The organism is Antribacter sp. NEAU-D49, assembly GCF_057158775.1.
This window is the reverse complement of sequence record NZ_JBXTSN010000007.1, coordinates 94,206-111,226: the sequence shown is the minus strand read 5'-3', so window position 1 is coordinate 111,226 and position 17,021 is coordinate 94,206. Positions and strand designations below refer to the sequence as shown.

The following is a 17,021-nucleotide window of genomic DNA, read 5'->3' as shown; positions in this document are numbered from 1 at the left end:
ACGCCTGAGCGGTGGCGCCGCGGCGGGTGCCTCCCGACGTAGGCTGCGCCCGTGAGTGATCTCCCCGCCGCCGTCCTGTTCGACATGGACGGCACCCTGGTCGACAGCGAGCCCTACTGGATGCAGGCGGAGCACGAGCTCGTCGCCGAGCACGGCGGAACCTGGACGCACGAGGACGCGCTGGGCGTCGTCGGGCAGCCGCTTCTGGTCTCCGCGGCGCGCCTGCGCGACGCGGGCGTACCGATGGAGCCGGCCGAGATCGTGACCTGGCTGGTCGCCAAGGTCAACACGCGCCTCCGGGAGGAGGTGCCCTGGCGGCCCGGCGTCCTCACGCTGCTCGGCGAGCTCCGCGCGGTGGGCGTGCCGTGCGCCGTCGTGACGATGTCGTACCGCAGCCAGGCCGAGGCCGTGGCGGCCGGAGCCCCCGACGGCACGTTCTCCCACCTGGTGACGGGGGACGAGGTGACGCACGGCAAGCCGCACCCCGAGCCGTACCTCACGGCGGCAGCCCTGCTCGGCGTCCCGGTCGAGGACTGCGTCGCCATCGAGGACTCGCCCGTCGGCATCTCGTCCGCGGTGGCGTCCGGCGCCCGGACGCTCGGCGTCGAGGCGGTCGTCCCGGTCGAGGAGCGGCCCGGGCTCAGCCGGGCCCGCTCGCTCGAGCAGGTGGACCTGGGCGTGCTCTCGCGGATCGTGGCGGGCGAGGTCGTCGACCTGCTCGCCTGAGGGGCGTCAGCCGGCGTCGATCCCCAGCCGCAGCCGTACCGCGCCCTCGGGGATCTCGGGCGGGGTGCCGCCGAACTCGGGGCACACGTCCTGGTGCGCGCACCAGCCGCAGAGCTTGCTCTTCCGCGTGGGCCACGAGCCGGTCCGGGCGGACTGCTCGATGGCCGACCAGACGGTGCGGATCTTCTGCTCCGTGTGGCGCAGGTGGTCCTCGGTGGGCTCGCCGCGCAGCACCTGCCCGTCGCCGAGGTAGACGAGCTGCAGCATCTTCGGCAGCACCCCGCGCTCGCGCCACAGCACCAGCGCGTAGAAGCGCATCTGGAACAGCGCCGACCCCTCGTAGCCCGGCCGCGGTGACTTGCCCGTCTTGTAGTCGACGACCCGCACCGCCCCGTCGGGGGCCACGTCCAGCCGGTCCACGATGCCGCGCAGCAGCGGCCCGTCCTCCAGGCGGGTCTCGACCAGGAGCTCCCGCTCGCGCGGCTCCAGCCGGTTGGGGTCCTCGAGCGTGAAGTAGGTGCCCAGCAGCGCACCGGCTCCCGCGAGCCAGCCCGCGAGGTCCTGCCCGTCGGGGCCCACGCCGTCCGTGAACAGCTGCGTGTACCGGTCCTCCGCCTCGAGCAGCCGGTCCCACTCGCCCGGCAGGAGTGCCTGGGCTGCGGCCAGCGTGCGCTCGCCCAGGGGGGCGTCGTACAGCCGCTCCAGCACGGAGTGCACGAGCGTGCCGCGGGCGGCGGCCGCGCTGGGCGGCTCCGGAAGCCGGTCGACGGTGCGGAAGCGGAAGAGGAGCGGGCACTGCATGTAGTCGTTCGCCCGGGAGGGCGACAGCGCCGGCGGACGTGAGGGCGCGGCGACCTCGCCGGGCGCGGCCGGCCCCGTCGTGCTGCCCGGCGTCCCGCCGGCGAGGTCCGTCCCCACGGTGATCGTCATGCCCGCAACCCTACGGCGGTCCACCGACACTCCCGGGGATTTCTCCACAGGCGGCTAGCCTGGGCGATGTGACCTCCGACGACACCGGCCCCGCCGCGCGCCCGGCCGCCACGCCCACCCCGGCCCCCGCGCCGGCCCGCTCCCGCGGCTGGGTGGTGGGCCGGGTAGCCGGCGCCCCCGTGGTGATCACCCCGTCGTGGTTCCTCGCCGCCGCTGTGCTCACGCTGCTGTTCGCGCCGAACGTGCAGGCCATCGCACCGCACCTCGGGGCCGGGGTGTACGTCGTGGCCTTCGCGTTCGTGCTCCTCCTGTTCGGCTCGGTGTTCCTCCACGAGACCTCGCACGCCCTCGTGGCCCGGTCCCGCGGGCAGCGCGTGACGGAGCTCGCCGTGACGCTGTGGGGCGGTCACACCGCCTACACCGGCGGCCTGACCCGCCCGCGCGACGGCTTCCTCGTGGCCGTCGTCGGGCCGCTGACCAACCTGGCCCTCGCCGCGGTCTTCTGGGCGCTCTACCTGGCCCAGCCGGTGCTGTCGGTGCCGACCCTCCTGCTCTACGCCGCGGCGCTCTCCAACACGTTCGTGGGGGTCTTCAACCTGCTCCCTGGTCTTCCGCTCGACGGCGGCCAGATCCTGGAGTCGGCCGTCTGGGCGGCCACGGGATCCCGGTCCCGCGGGTCGGTCGTGGCGGGCTGGGCCGGCCGGGTCGTCGCGGTGGGGGTGCTCGCCTGGGCGATCCTGTGGCCCTACGTCGAGGGCCGGAGCCCGGGCCTGACCACCGTCCTGTGGTCGGCGCTCCTCTCGGCGTTCCTCTGGTCCGGGGCGGGCGCGGCGATCGTCAACGGGCGGCGCCGGGAGACGGTCTCCGGCTTCACCGCGGCGGGCTTCGCGGTCCCCGCGACCGTCGTCCCGCTCGGCTCCACGGTGGCCGAGGCCGCCGCCGCCCGGGGCGGCGGCCCGGGCGCCGTGGTCGTGGTGGACGGGGACGGCACGGCCGTCGCGGTGGTGGACGACGATGCCGCCGCCCAGGTGCCCGAGGCCGCCGCGGCCACCACGGGCGTCGAGGCCGTGGCGGTGCCGTTCGTCGCGGGCTCGGAGGTCGACGCCGGCATCGCGGGCCAGGCTCTGCTCACGCACCTCGCGGCGACGTCCGGCGGAGCCCGCCTGGTGCCGGTGACCGACGGCGGACGGGTCACCGGCGTTCTCGACCTCGCGGCGGTCGCCCGCGCCCTCCGCGGCAAGGGCTGAGCCGGGCGGGGCAGCCGCCGGTAGAGTGGTCCGTCGTGACTTCCGAGACCGACACGCCCACCGAGACTCCCCGCGAGACTCCCGCCGAGCCGCTCGCCGCGCCTGATCCCCGGAGCGGCGCCACCGGTGCCGAGCTGCGCCGCGGCCCGTTCCGCGTGGGCGACAAGGTCCAGCTGACCGACCCGCGCGGGCGGCTGCACACGATCCGGCTCGCGCCCGGCGCCACGTTCCACACGCACAAGGGCTACTTCACGCACGACGACCTGATCGGCAAACCCGAGGGGTCCGTCGTCACCAACACCGCGGGCATCGAGTACCTGGCCCTGCGCCCGCTGCTCAGCGACTACGTGCTGTCCATGCCGCGCGGGGCCGCCGTGGTCTACCCGAAGGACGCCGGCCAGATCGTCACGATGGCCGACATCTTCCCGGGTGCCCGGGTGGTCGAGGCCGGCGTCGGCTCGGGTGCGCTCACGATGTCCCTGCTGCGGGCGGTGGGCGACGCGGGTGAGCTCCACTCGATCGAGCGGCGCGAGGACTTCGCGGCGATCGCGCGCGGCAACGTGGAGACCTTCTTCGGCGGGCCGCACCCGGCCTGGAAGCTCTCGGTGGGCGACCTCGCCGACGTGCTGCCGACCGTCGCGGAGCCGGGCAGCGTGGACCGGGTGGTGCTGGACATGCTCGCGCCGTGGGAGAACGTCGATGCCGTGGCCACGGCGCTCGCGCCGGGCGGCGTGCTCATCTGCTACGTCGCGACCACCACGCAGCTGTCGCGCACCGCCGAGGACCTGCGGCTGGACGGCCGCTTCGCCGAGCCGCAGGCGTTCGAGACCATGGTGCGCGGCTGGCACCTCGAAGGGCTCGCCGTGCGCCCGGAGCACCGGATGATCGGGCACACGGGCTTCCTCATCACGGCGCGTCGCATGGCCTACGGCGTCGAGGCGCCCGAGCGCCGTCGTCGTCCCGCCAAGGGTGCGTACCCCACCACCCCCGATGCCGAGTGGTCGCCCGAGGACCTGGGGGAGCGCGCCGTGTCCGACAAGAAGCTCCGCCGCGTCCGCCGTGACGTGGGGCAGGCACCCGAGTAGCGGAGGCGTGTCTCGCCCGGCGCGCCGTCGGCGCACGTGTTCGCGCTGGGAGAACGCGCGTCCACGGGCTGGACGTCGCGGCCGGGAGCCGCGCGATGGCGCGGATCCCGGCCGTCCGCGCGTGAACGGCCTGTCACGATCGCGTATCCCGTGCGTCTCGGACGCGTGTTCCACAGGCTTGACTGTCAGTGACTGCGCCTAGAGTGCTGTTCTCGGAGGCGGTCCTGTCGTAGGGTCGCCTCCCGGGCCCTGACGATTGGGGAAGTCATGACCGACAACACATCTGGGTACAACCTTCCCGATACCGGATCGACACCTCACCGCGACCACGAGCGTCAGATCGCGCTCCTCTCCGCCAAGAACGAGCGACTCGCAGACGCCCTCCGGGCGGCCCGCGACCAGATCGTCGAGCTGAAGAAGCAGCTGGACGACCTGGCCAAGCCACCGGGCACCTACGCCACCTTCCTGTCGGCCCACGGTGACGGGACCGTCGACATCTCCACGGCCGGCCGCAAGATGCACGTGGCCGCGAGCCCCGGTCTGGACACCGCCCGCCTGCGCCCCGGCCAGGAGGTCAAGCTCAACGAGGCCATGACCGTCGTCTCGGCGGGCGGGTACGAGCAGACAGGCGAGCTCGTCACCGTCAAGGAGGTGCTCGACGGCGACCGCGTGCTCGTCGTGGGGCGCGCGGACGAGGAGCGCGTCGTGCGCCTCGCCGGCTCCGTCGTGGGCGCGCCGCTCCGCGTGGGCGACTCCCTCACGGTGGACGTCCGCAGCGGCTTCGTCTTCGAGATCGTGCCCAAGTCCGAGGTCGAGGAGCTCGTCCTCGAAGAGGTCCCCGACATCGACTACACCGACATCGGCGGTCTGGGCCCCCAGATCGAGGCCATCCGGGACGCCGTCGAGCTCCCGTTCGCGCACCCCGACCTGTTCCGCGAGCACGGCCTGCGCCCGCCCAAGGGCGTGCTGCTCTACGGCCCGCCCGGCTGCGGCAAGACGCTCATCGCCAAGGCCGTGGCGCACTCCCTCGCCGCGATGGTCGCGCAGAAGAACGGCGATCACCCGGGCGCCAAGAAGAGCTACTTCCTCAACGTCAAGGGCCCGGAGCTGCTCAACAAGTACGTGGGCGAGACCGAGCGCCACATCCGCCTGATCTTCGCCCGTGCGCGGGAGAAGGCGTCGCAGGGCATGCCCGTGGTGGTCTTCTTCGACGAGATGGAGTCGCTGTTCCGCACCCGCGGGACCGGCCTGTCCTCAGACGTCGAGACCACGATCGTCCCGCAGCTCCTCGCCGAGATCGACGGCGTGGAGCGGCTGGACAACGTGATCGTCATCGGTGCGTCCAACCGTGAGGACATGATCGACCCGGCGATCCTGCGCCCGGGCCGGCTCGACGTGAAGATCAAGATCGAGCGGCCGGACGCCGAGGGCGCCAAGGAGATCTTCGCGAAGTACCTCACGGACGACCTGCCGATCCACCCGGAGGACATCGCCGAGTACGGCGGCAGCACGGCCGCGGCCCTCGACGGGATGATCACCTCGGTGGTGGAGCGCATGTACGCGGAGGACGAGGAGAACCAGTTCCTCGAGGTCACCTACGCGAGCGGTGACAAGGAGACCCTGTTCTTCAAGGACTTCAACTCGGGCGCCATGATCCAGAACGTCGTGGACCGGGCGAAGAAGTCCGCGATCAAGGACTTCCTCGCCACCGGGCAGAAGGGCATCCGCGTGGAGCACCTGCTCTCGGCGTGCGTGGACGAGTTCAAGGAGAACGAGGACCTGCCCAACACGACCAACCCCGACGACTGGGCGCGGATCAGCGGCAAGAAGGGCGAGCGCATCGTCTTCATCCGCACGATCGTCCAGAAGAAGGGCGAGGGGGCCACGCCGCGCACCATCGACACCGTCCAGAACACGGGCCAGTACCTCTAGGACGCCGACCGAGGCCCGCGCCCGCCGGAACCGGCGGGCGCGGGCCGTCACCGACCAGCAAGAGGTCCCAGGCTTAGGGTGGTGCGTGTGAGCGTGCGTCGCGTGATGGGCATCGAGACCGAGTACGGGGTGCTGCAGCCGGGGCGCCCCCTGGCCAACCCCATGCTGCTGTCGAGCCAGGTGGTGACCACCTACCGGGCGCTGGCGGCGCGGGACGACGGGGCGCGCAGCAAGGCCCGGTGGGACTACGACGACGAGGACCCGCTGCAGGACGCGCGGGGGTTCCACCTCGACCGCGCCTCGGCGCACCCGTCGATGATCACCGACGACCCCGCCCGGCCGGCGCCGTCCGGCCCGGTGACGGGCGAGATGCCCGCCGTCGCGCGTGGTGGCGGTGGTCTCTCGAACCGGACCCGGCGCCGGGGGCCCCTGCAGGACGTGGAGCGGCCCGCCGCGCCGGACGAGCCGTACGACGACCCGAGTGCGGCCAACGTCATCCTGACGAACGGCGCGCGCCTCTACGTGGACCACGCGCACCCCGAGTACTCGTCGCCGGAGGTGACCAACCCCCTCGACCTGGTGCGCTGGGACGTCGCGGGGGAGCGCGTCATGCTGGCCGCCGCCCGCGAGCTCGCGAACGTGCCCGGGAGCGAGGTGGCGCTCTACAAGAACAACGTGGACGGCAAGGGGGCCAGCTACGGCACGCACGAGAACTACCTCGTCGACCGGGCCCTGTCGTTCGGGCTCCTGGCCGAGCTCATCACGCCGTTCCTCGTGACGCGTCAGGTCTTCGCAGGCTCCGGCCGGGTCGGCCTCGGGGTGGCCGGCGGCGAGGCCGGCTTCCAGCTGTCGCAGCGCGCCGACTACATCGAGGCCGAGGTGGGGCTCGAGACCACCCTGCGGCGGCCGATCGTCAACACGCGGGACGAGCCGCACGCCGACCGGCAGCGGTGGCGCCGCCTCCACCTGATCCTCGGCGACGCGAACCTCTTCGAGGTGGCCACGTACCTCAAGACCGGCAGCACCTCGCTGGTGCTGTGGGTGCTGGAGCACCTGGACGAGCTGGCCGACGCCGGCGTGCCCGCCCGGAGCGAGCTGACCGCCCTGCGGCTGGCCGACCCGGTGGGCGACGTCCAGCGGGTCTCGCGCGACCTGACGCTCGACGAGCCGCTCGAGCTCGCGTCGGGCGGCAGCATGACCGCCCTGCAGGTCCAGGACGCCTACGTCGACGTGGTGCGCCGGGCGCTCAAGGTGCTCGGTAGCGACGACGAGTCCGACGCCGTGCTGGGCCGCTGGACCTCCGTGCTGGAGCGGCTCGCCGTGGACCCGCAGTCGTGCGCCCGCGAGGTCGAGTGGGTCGCCAAGCTGCGGCTGCTCGACGGCCTGCGCTCGCGGGACGGGCTCGACTGGTCCCACCCGCGGCTGCACGCCATGGACCTGCAGTGGTCCGACGTGCGGCCGGAGCGGGGCGTGTACCACCGGCTCCTCGCGCGGGACGCGGTGGAGCGCCTCGTCGACGAGCGCAGCGTGGCGCACGCCGTCCATCACCCGCCCACCGACACGCGCGCCTACTTCCGCGGCGAGGTGATGGCGCGTTACGGCAACGAGGTCTCGGCGGCGAGCTGGGACTCGGTCATCTTCGACGTGGGCGGCTCCCAGACGCTGCAGCGGGTGCCGATGCTCGACCCCACCCGCGGGACGCGGCGCCTCATCGGCGCGCTGCTCGACGCCAGCCCGGACGCCCGCACCCTGCTCGCCGGACTCTCGGGGCCCGGCTAGGGCGCGATGTGGGTGTCTCGTCCTAGGCTTACCGGACCGGCGGCTCGCAAGGCCGGCGGCAGTACCACCAAGGAGGCGATCATGGCAGGTCAGGAACGCATCAACCCCTCGAACGAGGACCGTACGCCGGACGACGACGACCAGGCACCGGCGGCCGCCGCGGGCCAGCCGCAGCAGCGCGACGCCGAGGTGGACGCGCTGCTGGAGGAGATCGACGAGGTGCTGGAGACCAACGCCGAGTCGTTCGTCCGTGGCTTTGTGCAGAAGGGCGGTCAGTAGTTGCACCGCGCGGGTGAGGGCACCTCGGGCCGGCTCCCGGACGCGTTCCTGCGTCCGGGGTCGGCGTCCTTCGTCGACTTCCTGGCCGACCATGCCCCGGAGATGCTGCCCGGCCGCCGCGCCACCGCCCACGGGACGGCGGGCGCGGTGAACCCGGCCGAGCTGGCGCCGCACGCCACCACGATCGTCGCGGTGACGTTCGGCGAGCCGGGCGCGCCCGCGTCCGGCGTGGTGATGGCCGGCGACCGGCGCGCCACGATGGGCTCCATGATCGCCAACCGCGACATGGAGAAGGTCTTCCCGGCGGACGAGTACTCGGCTGTCGGCATCGCGGGCACGGCCGGCATCGCCGTCGAGGTGGTGCGTCTCTTCCAGCTCGAGCTGGAGCACTACGAGAAGATCGAGGGCTCGCTGCTGTCGCTCGACGGCAAGGCCAACCGGCTCGGCACCATGATCCGGGGCAACCTGCCTCTCGCCATGCAAGGCCTCGCCGTGGTGCCGCTGTTCGCGGGCTACGACCTGGACCGGGGTACGGGGCGCATCTTCTCGTACGACGTCACGGGCGGCCGGTACGAGGAGCGGGACCACCACAGCGTCGGGTCGGGCTCCATCTTCGCCCGGGGCGCGCTGAAGAAGCTCTGGAAGCCGGGGCTCTCGGCCGAGGAGGCCGTGCAGGTCGTCGTCGAGGCGCTCTTCGACGCCGCTGACGACGACTCGGCGACGGGCGGGCCGGACACGGTGCGGCGCATCTTCCCCGTCGTGGCCACCGTCACGGCGGACGGGTACCGGAGGGTGCCCCAGGACGAGCTGGAGCAGTCGGTGGAGCAGATCGTCGCGCAGCGCCGTGAGAGGGGGTCGGTCGCATGACCATGCCGTTCTACGTCTCGCCCGAGCAGCTGATGAAGGACCGGGCCGACTTCGCGCGCAAGGGCATCGCGCGCGGCCGGTCCGTGGTGGTCCTGGCCTACGACGAGGGGATCGCGTTCGCGACGGTCAACTCGTCGCGGGCGCTGCACAAGATCTCGGAGATCTACGACCGCATCGGGTTCGCCGCGGTGGGCAAGTACAACGAGTTCGAGAACCTGCGCGTGGCCGGGGTCCGGTACGCCGACCTGCGCGGATACTCGTACGACCGGTCCGACGTCACGGCGCGCGGCCTGGCCAACGCCTACGCCCAGACCCTCGGCACGGTGTTCATCACGGAGTCCAAGCCGCTCGAGGTCGAGCTGGTGGTGGCGGAGGTGGGCGTGACGAGCGCCCAGGACCAGATCTACCGCCTCACGTACGACGGCACGGTCGCCGACGAGCACGGGTTCGTGGTCATGGGTGGCCAGGCCGAGCAGCTGGGCCGGCGGGTCGAGGAGGCCTGGCGTCCCGAGATGTCGCTCGGCGAGGTGCTGCGCCTCGCCGTCGGCGTGCTGGGCACGGGCGAGGGCGGCGGTGCGACCGGGGCCTCGGCGGGCGGCGGGACCAGCACCGCCTCCACGGCGGGTGCCGCGGGCAAGGCCGCCGGGAGCAAGGCGGGCCCGGCGGGCAGCACGGCTGGGGCCGCACCCGCGGCCCCGCTGGAGGTCTCGCAGCTCGAGGTCGCGGTGCTCGAGCGGTCCCGGCCGCGGCGTGCCTTCCGGCGCCTCACAGGTCAGGTGCTCGCCGGACTCCTCGCCGACGGCGCCGCGCCGGGCGGCGCCCCGGACGAGCCGGCCGCTGACGCCCCGGACGAGCCGGCTGACACGCCGGCGACCCCGGAACCGGGCAAGGACCCGGAGCAGGGGGACTGACACGCACGATTCGAGGGCGACCCACGGCACCGCACGAGGAACGGGGAGGCAAGTCATGGACCGCAGGATCTTCGGGCTCGAGACCGAGTACGGCGTGACGTGCGCGGCGGACGACGGGCGTGGCCTGTCCGCCGACGAGGTGGCACGCTACCTGTTCCGCAAGGTGGTGGCGTGGGGTCGCTCCTCGAACGTGTTCCTGAGAAACGGCTCGCGCCTCTACCTGGACGTGGGCTCGCACCCCGAGTACGCCACGGCGGAGTGCGACGACGTGCGGCAGCTCGTCGCGTACGACCGGGGCGGGGAGCGCATCCTCGAGGGCCTGGTGGCCGACGCCCAGCAGCGGCTGGAGCACGAGGACCTGCCGGGCAAGATCCACCTGTTCAAGAACAACACCGACTCCGCGGGGAACTCGTACGGCTGCCACGAGAACTACCTGGTGCGCCGCAACGGCGACTTCTCCCGCCTGTCGGACGTGCTGGTGCCGTTCCTCATCACTCGTCAGGTCCTCGTCGGTGCGGGCAAGGTGCTCTCGACCCCACGGGGGGCGGTGTTCTGCCTCTCGCAGCGGGCCGACCACATCTGGGAGGCCGTGTCGAGCGCCACGACCCGGTCGCGGCCCATCATCAACACGCGGGACGAGCCGCACGCGGACGCCGAGCTCTACCGGCGGCTGCACGTGATCGTGGGCGACTCGTCGATGGCCGAGCCCACGACGATGCTGAAGGTCGGCACCACGGACCTCGTCCTCCGGCTGGTGGAGGCCGGCGTGCCGATGCGGGACCTCACGCTGGAGAACCCGATCCGGGCGATCCGTGAGATCAGCCACGACCACACGGGCCTGCACCCCGTGCAGCTCGCGAACGGCCGCACCATGACGGCGGTCGACATCCAGACCGAGTACTACCAGCGGGCGCGGGAGCTGGTGGAGCAGACCACGGACCCCACCCCCGTCGTCAAGCAGGTCCTCGACCTGTGGGAGCGGGGTCTGCGTGCCCTGGCCTCGGGCGACCTGACGCTCGTCGACCGGGAGCTGGACTGGGTGATCAAGCTCCGTCTCATCGAGCGCTACCAGGCCAAGCACGACCTGTCGCTGGACGACCCGCGGATCGCCCGCCTCGACCTCGCGTACCACGACATCTCGCGGACCGAGGGCCTGTACAACCTGCTCGCGGCCCGGGGGATGGTGGAGCGGGTCACCACGGACCTCGAGATCTTCGAGTCGACGGCCGTGCCGCCCCAGACCACGCGCGCCAAGCTCCGCGGCGACTTCGTGCGCGCGGCGCAGGAGGCACGCCGCGACTACACGGTGGACTGGGTGCACCTCAAGCTCAACGACCAGGCGCAGCGCACCGTCCTGTGCAAGGACCCGTTCCGCTCTGTCGACGAGCGCGTCGAGCGGCTCATCGAGTCGATGTGAGGCCGTCCGGGGAGCCGTGCGGTGGCAGTTGCCGCGCGGCTCCCCGGCCCGGTCGTGGGAGACTGTCCGGCGTGAAGTCGGTCCGGGTCCTCGTCGCGCTGGTCGTGGCGTTCGCCGTCCTGGCCGGGTGCGCGCCCGGCTCGATCCCGACCCCGCTGGACGACGCGGCGGGCCCGCCGCCGCAGGCGCCGGTGACGGTCTCCGGCCCGGCCGGGCTTCCCCCCACGCTGCAGTACGAGATCCCGTTCGCGGTGACCCAGCCTGGCTCGCGCACCATCTGGCCGGGCACGGGCGACCGCCTGGAGCGCGGCGCGCCCCTGCTGCTGAACCTCTACGCCCAGGACGGCCGCGACGGTACGGCCCTGCAGAACACCTTCGCCGACGCCCCGGTGGCGTACACGATGACGGAGACGTCCCTGGGCCCGCACCTGTACGAGGCGCTCGAGGGCGTGCGCGTCGGGGCCCGGCTCCTGGTCCTGGACGCGGCGGAGGGCGTCCCGGTGCTCCTGGTCGTCGACGTGCTGCCCACGCGGGCGGCGGGTACGGAGGTCCAGGCCCCGGAGGGCCTGCCCCGGGTGACCCGGCACGACGACGGGGAGCCGCAGGTCAGCGTCCCCTGGGAGACGGAGCCGCCGCAGGAGCTGGTGGCGCTGCCGCTGGTCCGCGGGACGGGCGCGCAGGTCGAGGCCGGCCAGATCGTCACCGTCGAGTTCACCGCGGTGGTCTGGAGCACGGGCGAGGTCTTCGAGACCACGTGGGACCCGGGCGAGCCGCCGCAGTCGAGCATGGTGGGCATCGGCCAGCTGGTCGAGGGCTGGGACCAGGGCCTGCTGGAGAAGACCGTGGGCTCGCAGGTGCTGCTCGTCGTGCCGCCGAGCCTGGGCTACGCCGACACGGCCAGCCCGCTCGCGGGGGAGACCCTCGTCTACGTCGTCGACATCCTCGACTCGCACTACCCGGTGGCGCCCGAGCAGGAAGTCCAGGAGGGGTAGCGCCCGTGCTCCCCGTGAAGGAGGCAGCAGCATGTCCGTAGCAGTCCGCGTGATCCCGTGCCTGGACGTCGACGCGGGGCGCGTCGTCAAGGGCGTCAACTTCGAGAACCTCCGCGACGCCGGGGACCCGGTGGAGCTCGCCTCCCGCTACGACGCGGAGGGGGCTGACGAGGTGACGTTCCTCGACGTCTCGGCGTCGTCGGGTGAGCGGGAGACCATGGTGGACGTGGTCCGCCGCACGGCCGACCAGGTGTTCGTCCCCCTCACGGTGGGTGGCGGGGTGCGGTCCGCCGACGACGTGGACCGCCTGCTGCGGGCCGGTGCCGACAAGGTGGGCGTCAACACGGCCGCGATCGCCCGCCCCGAGCTGATCGCCGAGATCGCCGGCCGGTTCGGCAGCCAGGTGCTCGTCCTGTCGGTCGACGCCCGGCGCGTCAGCGGCGACGTGACCACGCCCTCCGGCTTCGAGGTGACCACTCACGGCGGACGCCGCGGCACGGGCATCGACGCCGTCGAGTGGGCCGAGAAGGCCGCGGCGCTGGGCGCGGGGGAGATCCTCCTCAACTCCATGGACGCGGACGGCACCACCGCCGGCTTCGACCTGGAGATGCTGGGCGCCGTGCGCGAGCGGGTGGGCGTGCCGCTCATCGCCTCGGGGGGCGCGGGCATCCCGGAGCACTTCGTCGAGGCGGCCCGGGCAGGGGCCGACGCCGTCCTGGCGGCCAGCGTGTTCCACTTCGGGACGCTCACCGTGGGCCAGGTCAAGGACGCGATGCGGGCCGCCGGGATCGACGTCCGCTGACCCGCTCGGGCCGCCCAGCGGCACCGGCCCGGACGACTCCTCTGCCCGGAGCAAAACCTGTCGAATCGTTTCCCGAGGCATGAGATGATCTCGACATCCCACGAACCGCGGAAGCGAGGCCCCTCCATGCCCCCAGGCGCGCGAGACGCCGCCGGACCCCGGAGCCGACCCGAGCGGGTGCGGCCCCGCGTCGAGTACCGGCCGATGACGTTGTCCGGCGCCCGGTGGCGCCGGTCCCTGGTCCTCATGGGGCGCGGCATCCGCGCGCACCCCGCGCTCTACGTCCTCGCGATCTCCGCGTCGGCGGCGTTCGGTGCCCTGACCGTCGGCGTGAGCCGGGCGGTCGGCTGGGCCACCGACACCGTCGTCGTGCCGGCGATCGCCGGTGACGCCGCGGCGCGCGACCGCATCTGGGTCGCCGGCCTCGTCCTCGCGGGCGTGGCCCTGTCGCTCGCGCTGGCCGTGGCCGGCCGCCGCATCTGGGCCGGGTACGGCTACGTCAACAACATCGCCGACCAGCGCACCCTGCTGACGCGCCAGTACCTGCGGCTCCCGGTGTCCTGGCACCGGGCCCACCCCGCGGGCCAGCTCCTCAACCACACCACCTCGGACGCCGAGGCGGCCAACGCCGTCTTCAACCCGCTGCCGTTCGCGCTGGGCGTCGTGGTGATGATCGGCGTCGCCGTCGGCATGCTGGTGGCGACCGACCCGTGGCTGGCGCTCGCGGCGCTCGTCGTGGTCCCGGTCACCGTGGCCGTCAACGCGTACTACCAGCGGCACATGTCGCCGGCGGTGACGCGGGCGCAGCAGCTCCGCGGCGACGTCGCCGACGTGGCGCACGAGTCCTTCGAGGCCGCGCTCCTGGTCAAGGCGCTCGGCACGGAGGACCGCGAGGAGGAGCGGTTCGCCGCCACCGCCGACGCGCTGCGGCACGCCAATGTCCGCGTCGGCGTCGTGCGCGCGATCTTCGACCCGGTGATCCAGAACCTCCCGGCCATCGGCACGCTCGCCGTGCTCGCCGTCGGCACGTGGAGGGTCGCCTCCGGCGACATCGCCCCGGGTGACGTGGTCACCGCCGCGTACCTCCTCACCATGATGACGGTCCCGCTCATGGCGTTCGGCTGGGTGCTCGGCGAGCTGCCGCGCGCCCTGGTCGGGTACGAGCGCATCGCCAAGGTGGTCGACGCCGAGGGCGCGCTCGTCTACGGCGACGCCCGCCTGCCCGCCGGGCACGCCGGCCTGGAGGTCCGCCTGGAGGGCATCGGCGTGGACGTCGAGGCCGAGGGCGGCGGCCGGATGATCACGCTGCTGGACGATGTCCACACGGTGGTCCCCGCGGGCGCCACGGTCGCCGTCGTCGGCACCACCGGCTCCGGCAAGACGACCCTCGTGTCGCTCCTGGCCCGGCTCTCCGACCCCACCCGTGGCCGCGTCCTGCTCGACGGCGCCGACCTGCGCACCCTCGCCGAGGGCGAGATCCCGTCGCAGGTCGCCCTCGTCACGCAGACGACCTTCATCTTCGAGGACACCGTGCGGGCCAACGTGACGCTCGCGGACCGCGAGGAGGCGGGGACCCAGTCAGCCCATGGGTCCGCCACGGAAGTCCTCACCGACGACGAGGTGTGGGAGGCCCTGCGCCTCGCCCGCCTCGAGGAGACCGTGCGGAAGCTGCCCGGGGGCCTCGACGCGCCCCTCGGCGAGCGCGGCGCCAACCTCTCCGGCGGGCAGCGTCAGCGCCTCGCCATCGCGCGCGCCCTGGTGCGCAAGCCCCGGCTCCTCGTGCTCGACGACGCCACGAGCGCCGTCGACCCGCGCGTCGAGCAGGAGATCCTGCGCGGCCTCGCGGTCCGCAGCGGGCCCGACGGCGAGCGGAGCACCACCGTGGTCATGGTCGCCTACCGCATGAGCTCGGTCGCGCTCGCGGACCGGGTGGTCCACGTCGAGGGCGGCCGCGTCGCCGACACGGGCACCCACGACGAGCTGATGGCGCGGGACCCCGGGTACCGGGAGCTGGCCACCGCCTACCAGGCCGAGGCCGAGCGCCGCGAGCAGGAGCGGGCCGACGAGGCTGCCGCCGAGGGCCTCGACCCCGCCGGGGACGGGACGGACACCGACGAGCTGGAGGGGGCGACCCGATGACCACCGTGACCGAGGCTCCGGACGAGACCACCGAGGTGCCCGAGGACGAGCTCGACGCCAACGGCGTCCGGATCGAGTCGGCGAGCAGGCTCGGCGTGCTCGCCACGCTGCGCCGCGGCGTGGAGCTGTCGCCGCAGATCGTCGACGGGATCTGGCTCACCCTCGGGCTCGCGGTCCTCGCGGCCGCGGGCCGCGTGGTGGTCCCGCTGACGGTCCAGCGCACCATCGACGACGGCATCCTCGCCGACACCGGGCCCGACGTCGGCCGGGTGACCCTGCTCGCGAGCCTCGCCACCGCGGCACTGCTCCTCGCCGCCGTCTGCGCGGCGATGGTCAACGTGCGCCTGTTCCGCTCCACGGAGGCGGGCCTCGCGGCCCTGCGCGTCCGCGCGTTCCGGCACGTGCACGACCTTTCCACCCTCACGCAGAACACGGAGCGCCGCGGCGCGCTCGTCTCGCGTGTGACGAACGACGTCGACACCGTGTCCCTGTTCGTGCAGTGGGGCGGCATCATGCTGCTCGTCGCGGTGCTGCAGATGGCCGTGGCGACGGTCCTCATGGCCGTGTACTCGCCGATCCTCACCGCCGTCGTGTGGGCCTGCTTCATCCCGATGTTCCTCCTCATCCGGTTCGGGCAGGAGCGCGTCAACGCCGCCTACACGCTGGTGCGCGAGCGCGTCGGCGCCATGCTGGGCGCGATCAGCGAGGCGGTCGTCGGGGCGGAGACCGTGCGGGCCTACGGCGTCACGCGGCGCACCGGGCGCCGGGTCGCCGAGGCTGTCGAGGACACGCGGCGGGCGCAGGGGCGCTCGCAGGTGCTGGTCTCGGCGGTGTTCTCGTCGGGCGTGCTCGTGTCGAACCTCGTGCTGGCCGTCGTGGTCGTGGTGGGCGCGTACCTGGGCGTCGGCGGGTCGCTGACCGCCGGCGAGGTCGTGGCGTTCCTCTTCCTGGTCCAGCTCTTCACCGGGCCGGTGCAGATGGCCACCGAGATCCTCAACGAGCTGCAGAACGCTGTCGCCGGGTGGCGCCGCGTCATCGCCGTGGTCGAGACGCCGGTCGAGGTGACCGAGGCGCCCGACGCGGTGCGCCAGGCCCGCGGTCCTGCGGCGGTGTCGTTCCGCGACGTCCGCTTCGCCTACGGCGACGGGCCCGAGGTGCTGCACGGCGTGACCCTCGACCTGCCAGCCCGCACCAAGGTCGCCGTCGTGGGCCAGACCGGCTCGGGCAAGACGACGATCGCCAAGCTCGTCACGCGCCTCATGGACCCCACGGCAGGGGCCGTCCTGCTCGACGGCGTGGACCTGCGCCAGGTGGCCCTGGAGAGCCTGCGCGAGCGGGTCGTGCTCGTGCCGCAGGAGGGATTCCTCTTCGACGGGACGGTGCTGGAGAACGCGGCCTACGGCCTCCGGGGCGCCACGCTCGACGACGCCGGGGTCCGTGCGGCCGTCGCGGCCGCCTTCGCCGAGCTGGGGCTCAGCGACTGGGTGGCCGACCTGCCGGACGGGCTGGGCACCCGTGTGGGCCAGCGCGGCGAGGCCCTGTCCGCGGGGGAGCGGCAGCTGGTCGCGATCGCCCGCGCGTACCTGGCCCAGCCGGACCTGCTCGTGCTGGACGAGGCCACCTCGGCGGTGGACCCGGCCACCGAGGTGCGCATCGCGCGGGCGCTCGACTCCCTCACGAACGGCCGGTCCACGATCACCATCGCGCACCGGCTCTCGACCGCGGAGGCCTCCGACCTCGTCGTGGTGGTCGACGCCGGGCAGGTCGTCGAGGTGGGCCCGCACGAGGAGCTGACCGCCGCGGGCGGGCTGTACGCGTCGATGCACGCGAGCTGGGTGTCCCAGACGCGATGACGCGGTGACGCGCGGACCGGATCACGGTCCGCCGTCCGGCGGGCGGGACGGACGTGGGAGGA

The 17,021-nt window shown here is 73.4% G+C and carries 14 protein-coding genes; 13 read left to right on the top strand and 1 reads right to left on the bottom strand.

All coding sequences use genetic code 11. The features are described 5' to 3' along the window. Positions 1-51 precede the first annotated feature (51 nt). Complete coding sequence (locus AC060K_RS07990; RefSeq protein ID WP_483764894.1) at positions 52-726, top strand: HAD family hydrolase; 675 nt, start codon at positions 52-54, stop codon at positions 724-726. Positions 727-732: 6 nt separating this feature from the next. Here the strand turns inward: AC060K_RS07990 and AC060K_RS07985 are convergent, their stop codons facing one another. Then, complete coding sequence (locus AC060K_RS07985; RefSeq protein WP_483764893.1) at positions 733-1,656, bottom strand: RecB family exonuclease; 924 nt, start codon at positions 1,654-1,656, stop codon at positions 733-735. Between the two features lie 68 nt (positions 1,657-1,724). Between AC060K_RS07985 and AC060K_RS07980 the strand changes: the two genes are divergently transcribed. The 12 genes from AC060K_RS07980 (at position 1,725) to AC060K_RS07925 (ending at position 16,959) form a co-directional block, all read left to right on the top strand. Beyond that, a complete protein-coding gene (locus AC060K_RS07980; protein WP_483764892.1) occupies positions 1,725-2,903 on the top strand; it encodes a site-2 protease family protein in 1,179 nt (392 codons plus the stop codon). A 35-nt stretch (positions 2,904-2,938) separates the two neighbouring features. Continuing rightward, positions 2,939-3,988 carry a tRNA (adenine-N1)-methyltransferase gene (locus AC060K_RS07975; protein ID WP_483764891.1) on the top strand — a complete coding sequence of 350 codons (1,050 nt, stop codon included), beginning with the start codon at positions 2,939-2,941 and terminating at the stop codon, positions 3,986-3,988. Between the two features lie 267 nt (positions 3,989-4,255). Further along, complete coding sequence (arc, locus tag AC060K_RS07970; protein ID WP_483764890.1) at positions 4,256-5,920, top strand: proteasome ATPase; 1,665 nt, start codon at positions 4,256-4,258, stop codon at positions 5,918-5,920. A 105-nt stretch (positions 5,921-6,025) separates the two neighbouring features. Then, complete coding sequence (gene dop / locus AC060K_RS07965) at positions 6,026-7,699, top strand: depupylase/deamidase Dop (protein ID WP_483764947.1); 1,674 nt, start codon at positions 6,026-6,028, stop codon at positions 7,697-7,699. 81 nt (positions 7,700-7,780) lie between these two features. Then, positions 7,781-7,978, top strand: coding sequence for a ubiquitin-like protein Pup (locus tag AC060K_RS07960; RefSeq protein WP_125777692.1), 198 nt, complete (start codon positions 7,781-7,783; stop codon positions 7,976-7,978). Then, positions 7,979-8,845 carry a proteasome subunit beta gene (prcB, locus tag AC060K_RS07955; RefSeq protein ID WP_483764889.1) on the top strand — a complete coding sequence of 289 codons (867 nt, stop codon included), beginning with the start codon at positions 7,979-7,981 and terminating at the stop codon, positions 8,843-8,845. Next, entirely contained in the window at positions 8,842-9,756 is a 915-nt protein-coding gene (gene prcA, locus AC060K_RS07950) for a proteasome subunit alpha (RefSeq protein WP_483764888.1), read from the top strand. Before prcB ends, prcA begins: the two co-directional genes overlap by 4 nt. 55 nt (positions 9,757-9,811) lie before the next feature. Further along, positions 9,812-11,173, top strand: coding sequence for a Pup--protein ligase (gene pafA, locus AC060K_RS07945; RefSeq protein WP_483764887.1), 1,362 nt, complete (start codon positions 9,812-9,814; stop codon positions 11,171-11,173). Positions 11,174-11,244: 71 nt separating this feature from the next. After that, entirely contained in the window at positions 11,245-12,165 is a 921-nt protein-coding gene (locus tag AC060K_RS07940; protein ID WP_483764886.1) for an FKBP-type peptidyl-prolyl cis-trans isomerase, read from the top strand. Positions 12,166-12,196: 31 nt separating this feature from the next. Further along, the gene (gene hisF, locus AC060K_RS07935) at positions 12,197-12,967 is read left to right on the top strand and encodes an imidazole glycerol phosphate synthase subunit HisF (RefSeq protein ID WP_483764885.1); all 771 of its coding nucleotides are present in this window, start codon (positions 12,197-12,199) and stop codon (positions 12,965-12,967) included. Positions 12,968-13,171: 204 nt separating this feature from the next. Continuing rightward, positions 13,172-15,106 carry an ABC transporter ATP-binding protein gene (locus AC060K_RS07930; RefSeq protein ID WP_483764884.1) on the top strand — a complete coding sequence of 645 codons (1,935 nt, stop codon included), beginning with the start codon at positions 13,172-13,174 and terminating at the stop codon, positions 15,104-15,106. Further along, a complete protein-coding gene (locus AC060K_RS07925; protein ID WP_483764883.1) occupies positions 15,103-16,959 on the top strand; it encodes an ABC transporter ATP-binding protein in 1,857 nt (618 codons plus the stop codon). Before AC060K_RS07930 ends, AC060K_RS07925 begins: the two co-directional genes overlap by 4 nt. Positions 16,960-17,021 lie beyond the last annotated feature (62 nt).

Coding starts and splice junctions, on each gene's coding strand:
- AC060K_RS07985 (WP_483764893.1), bottom strand. CDS start 1,656: ATGACGATCACCGTGGGGACGGACCTCGCCGGCGGGACGCCGGGCAGC.
- arc (WP_483764890.1), top strand. CDS start 4,256: ATGACCGACAACACATCTGGGTACAACCTTCCCGATACCGGATCGACA.
- dop (WP_483764947.1), top strand. CDS start 6,026: ATGGGCATCGAGACCGAGTACGGGGTGCTGCAGCCGGGGCGCCCCCTG.
- AC060K_RS07960 (WP_125777692.1), top strand. CDS start 7,781: ATGGCAGGTCAGGAACGCATCAACCCCTCGAACGAGGACCGTACGCCG.
- prcA (WP_483764888.1), top strand. CDS start 8,842: ATGACCATGCCGTTCTACGTCTCGCCCGAGCAGCTGATGAAGGACCGG.
- pafA (WP_483764887.1), top strand. CDS start 9,812: ATGGACCGCAGGATCTTCGGGCTCGAGACCGAGTACGGCGTGACGTGC.
- hisF (WP_483764885.1), top strand. CDS start 12,197: ATGTCCGTAGCAGTCCGCGTGATCCCGTGCCTGGACGTCGACGCGGGG.
- AC060K_RS07930 (WP_483764884.1), top strand. CDS start 13,172: ATGACGTTGTCCGGCGCCCGGTGGCGCCGGTCCCTGGTCCTCATGGGG.
- AC060K_RS07925 (WP_483764883.1), top strand. CDS start 15,103: ATGACCACCGTGACCGAGGCTCCGGACGAGACCACCGAGGTGCCCGAG.